Source organism: Novosphingobium sp. (assembly GCF_036803765.1).
Classification (GTDB): domain Bacteria; phylum Pseudomonadota; class Alphaproteobacteria; order Sphingomonadales; family Sphingomonadaceae; genus Novosphingobium.
This window is the reverse complement of record NZ_DAIRTS010000020.1, coordinates 1-3743: the sequence shown is the minus strand read 5'-3', so window position 1 is coordinate 3743 and position 3743 is coordinate 1. Positions and strand designations below refer to the sequence as shown.

Here is a 3743-nt window from a genome sequence, read left to right as displayed (position 1 = left end):
GGCCCCCGGCCGCAGTCCGCTATGCCGGAACGTGGACCACCTGCTCGATCGCGCCGAACAGGCTCTTGCCGCCGTGACGCGCCTCGATCCGCAGCGTATCGCCGCTGCCCAGCGCATCGCCCGGCAGCGGGGCGGAGAGGCTGACCAGCGTTCCGGCGGCAAGCGGGCGCTCGGCGGCGAGACCGGCCAATGTGTCCGCCAGCGCGGCCGGCAAGGTCAGCGTACTGGAGGCACTGCCGCGCGTGACCGTGACCGGTACCGCGAGCGCGCCATCGGCCCAGGCCTCGCCCAGCGCGGCGGGCGTCACGAACACCGGCGAGAAATGCCCCGTCGCCCCCGGCGCGCTTTGCGCGGCGACGGCGTGGGCGAGGCCGATCAGCCGCACCCGGCCCAGCGCCTCGTCGGGCGTGGCCCCTTGCGGCACGTCGGCGGTCATCGCCACCAGTCCTACCTCGGAGGCGCCGGGGCGGCGCAGCGGATCGCGCGCGCCCATCAGCCCGTCCCCGGGCTGGTTGCGCACGGCATCGGCGGCGTCGGTCCAATGGAAGGTGCGCGGCAGCGGCGCCGCCGCCTCGCGCTCGTGGAAGCGCTTGCGCGGGATGGCACCGTGGGCGAGCTCGACCGCCAGGCTTTCGAGCAGGTCGGCATGGCGGTGCCATTCGTCGAGCAGCCGTTGCATCGTCGGCACGATGTGATCGGCATCCGCGTACCAGGCGAGATCATCCGACACGACGATGAGGCGCCCATCGCGCCCTTGTGGCAAGGATGCCAGTTTCATGCCTTCGCTCCCGCTATGGTATGGGCAGATCCGCTATCTGGCCTGCCCTTCGAACTTGCGCACCGCGTTGAGCAGCTTGTCGAGCAGGACACGCAGCTTGGCGGTCTCGCGCGGGGTCAAGGCGGCGAAGATTTCCTCGTAGATTTCCAGCGCCTGCGGCCAGATCTGCGCGTGGACCGAACAGCCCTCGCCGGTCAGCTCGAGATGGTGCGAACGGCCATCGGCGACATTGGGGCTGCGCTGGACGAAACCGCGCTCTTCCAACACCTTGCAGGCGCGGTTGACGGCGACCTTGTCCATCTGCGTGGCGCGCACCAGGTCGCGCTGCGTCAGCGGCCCGGCATCACCCAGCACGGCCATGATCCGCCATTCCGAAATCTTGAGCCCGAACTGGCTGCGGTATTCGCTGGCAATGGCGCCACTGACCGCACCGGACGTGATGGCCATGCGGTAGGGCACGAATTCGGCAAGGCGAGTCTGGGTTCCAGGCATGGTTTCGTATCTAAAGAAACCAGCGGCCTTGGCAACAATGTTATTGCGTGGCGCGGCGCAACCTACCTTTCAATCGTGCAAGTTGAAGCGCAGCCACGCAATATTAATTGTGCGCTGCAGCGTAACACTCCGCAATCGAGCGCGATCGTGTCACGCCGAACGCGTCAGAACACGCCCCGCCACGGCACCAAGCCGGGCGACGAGCACCGGATCGCGCTGCGCCGCCGCGGTCATGATCGCGCCATCGAGCGCGGTGTCGACCGGGCTCGGCGTGCGACCGGGCGGCAGCATCCCTGCAAGCGCGGCGACCATCGCCCGCGCCGTCTCGGCATTGCCGCGCATCGCGCGCAGCACCTCGGACACTTCGACATGCTCGCCCTCGCGCCACGCGTCGTAGTCGGTGACCATGCCGATCAGCGCATAGGGCAGCTCGGCCTCGCGCGCGAGCCGCGCCTCGGGCATCGCGGTCATGCCGATCACGTCGGCGCCCCACTGGCGATAGAGACGGCTCTCGGCGCGCGTGGAAAACTGCGGCCCCTGCATCGCGAGATAGCAGCCACCGCGATGCACCCGCGCGCCGGCCGCTTCGGCCGCATCGGCGACGAGGCCCGACAGCCGCGCACAGACCGGATCGGCCAGCGAGACATGCGCGACCAGCCCTTCGCCGAAAAAGCTCTGCGGGCGGCCGTGGGTGCGGTCGATGAACTGGTCCACCGCCACGAAGCTGCCTGGCGCTAAATCCTCGCACAGCGAGCCGATCGCCGAAATCGCGACGAGATCGGTGACGCCGCAGCGCTTCATCACGTCGATATTGGCGCGATGGTTGATCCCCTCGGGCGGAATCCGGTGCCCGGCGCCATGACGGGCCATGAACACGAACTCCGCCGCGCCGATACGCCCGATCGTCACCGGCCCCGATGGCGCGCCGAATGGCGTGGATACCGCCACCTCGCGCGCATCCTCGAGCAGCGACAGGTCGTAGATGCCCGAGCCGCCGATGACGCCGATGCGCCAGGGGCCGGTGCCTTGCGGGTGAGAGGGCGCTTCAGTCTGCAAGGATGCCTGCCATGATGAGATCGACGGTGTGGGCGCGATAGCGGTCGCGCAATTGCTCGGTCAACGTATCTTCCCCCGAGCAATGGCGCATCACCAGTCGTGCCGAAAAGAACCTGTCGGACACGCCGAGCATGGTGAAATAGAACATCTCGGGGTCGATCGGCCGGAACACGCCTGCCCTGACGCCCTCGCCCACCAGCTGGGTATAGGCGCGCATCAGCGGGCGCAGGTACTTGTCCGCGATCCGCGCCGCCTCGGCATCGTCGCTGTCGCGCACCAGCCGCATGAGCAGGCGGTTGAGGTAGGGATAGGCGTAATAGGTATCAATGCACTTGGAGATATGGCGCCGCAGCTTGGCCTCGGGCGTCATGTCGTCCTTGGCCAGCAGCGCGTCGACCGAGCGCACGATCGCGGCCATGTCGCGATCGAGCAGCGCGGTCAGCAGCCCGGCCTTGTTGCCGAAGTAGTACTTCACCAGCGCGGAATTGAGGCCGGAGCGCAGCGACAGCTCCGACAACGAGATATCGACCAGATCGCCATCGCGCATGATCGCCGAGGCCGTGGCCAGCAGCACGTCGCGCGCGCCCGAGCCTGCGCCCGCGCCGGGATCGCCATCGGGCATTTGGTGTGTATCTGTCCGGCCGGTCTCGCCCACTGCCACTGCGCGGTCTCTTTCCCTGGTTCGCTGGTTCGCTGGTTCGCTGGTTCAAGCGCCCGATTAAGCCGCGGCCTTCGCGGGGGTCAAGCCGCTTGCATTCGCCGCACCGATCGCCCAACCGCTGGGCGATGAACGAGGCTGCCTTCATCGACGCGCTGCGCGCCCTCGCCCCCTCGCGCGCCGCGCGCGGGCTGGACGACGATGTCGCGGTGATCGAGCTGGGCGGCGAGGCGCTGATTCTGACGCACGACATGATGGTCGAAGGCGTGCACTGGCTGCCGGGGCAGGACCCGGCGGATGTCGCCTGGAAGCTCGTCGCCACCAACCTCTCGGACCTTGCAGCCAAGGGCGCCGAGCCGCTGGGCGTGCTGCTCGGCTATGCCCTGGGCGGGGGCGAGGCGCGGTTTCTGGCTGGGCTCGAGGAAGCGCTCGGCGCATTCGGCGTGCCGCTGCTGGGCGGCGACACCGTGCGCCGCGCCGGCCCTGCCGCCCATGGCCTGACCGCGCTGGGCCGCGCCACGCACCGCCCCGTGCCCTGTCGCAGCGGCGCCCGCGCGGGCGATGCGCTGTGGGTGACCGGCGATCTCGGCGGCGCGATGCTCGGCTTCGAGGCCCTGCGCGACCAGGTGTGCGGCGCCGACACCACCCGCTTCGCCCGCCCCCTGCCCCGCCTCGTCGAAGGCCGCGCGCTCGCGCCGCACGTCACGGCGATGATGGACGTATCCGACGGCCTGCTCCTCGACGCCACCCGCCTCGCCC

General features: G+C 69.4%; 5 protein-coding genes. 1 reads left to right on the top strand and 4 read right to left on the bottom strand.

Going from position 1 to position 3743, the window contains the following annotated elements:
- Positions 1-19 precede the first annotated feature (19 nt).
- From V7Q48_RS13255 to V7Q48_RS13240, 4 genes are all read right to left on the bottom strand, one after another.
- A complete protein-coding gene (locus V7Q48_RS13255) occupies positions 20-778 on the bottom strand; it encodes an FAA hydrolase family protein (protein WP_333838726.1) in 759 nt (252 codons plus the stop codon).
- 33 nt (positions 779-811) lie between these two features.
- Positions 812-1270: a MarR family winged helix-turn-helix transcriptional regulator gene (locus V7Q48_RS13250; RefSeq protein WP_333838725.1), complete on the bottom strand. Its 459-nt coding sequence runs from the start codon at positions 1268-1270 to the stop codon at positions 812-814.
- Positions 1271-1420: 150 nt separating this feature from the next.
- Positions 1421-2326: an S-methyl-5'-thioadenosine phosphorylase gene (mtnP, locus tag V7Q48_RS13245; protein WP_333838724.1), complete on the bottom strand. Its 906-nt coding sequence runs from the start codon at positions 2324-2326 to the stop codon at positions 1421-1423.
- Positions 2316-2948, bottom strand: coding sequence for a TetR family transcriptional regulator (locus V7Q48_RS13240; protein ID WP_333838723.1), 633 nt, complete (start codon positions 2946-2948; stop codon positions 2316-2318). Before V7Q48_RS13240 ends, mtnP begins: the two co-directional genes overlap by 11 nt.
- Before the next feature lie 164 nt (positions 2949-3112).
- Here V7Q48_RS13240 and V7Q48_RS13235 point away from each other — a divergent pair.
- Positions 3113-3743, top strand: a 631-nt coding sequence (locus tag V7Q48_RS13235) for a thiamine-phosphate kinase (protein ID WP_333838722.1), incomplete at its 3' end; no start/stop codon positions are given.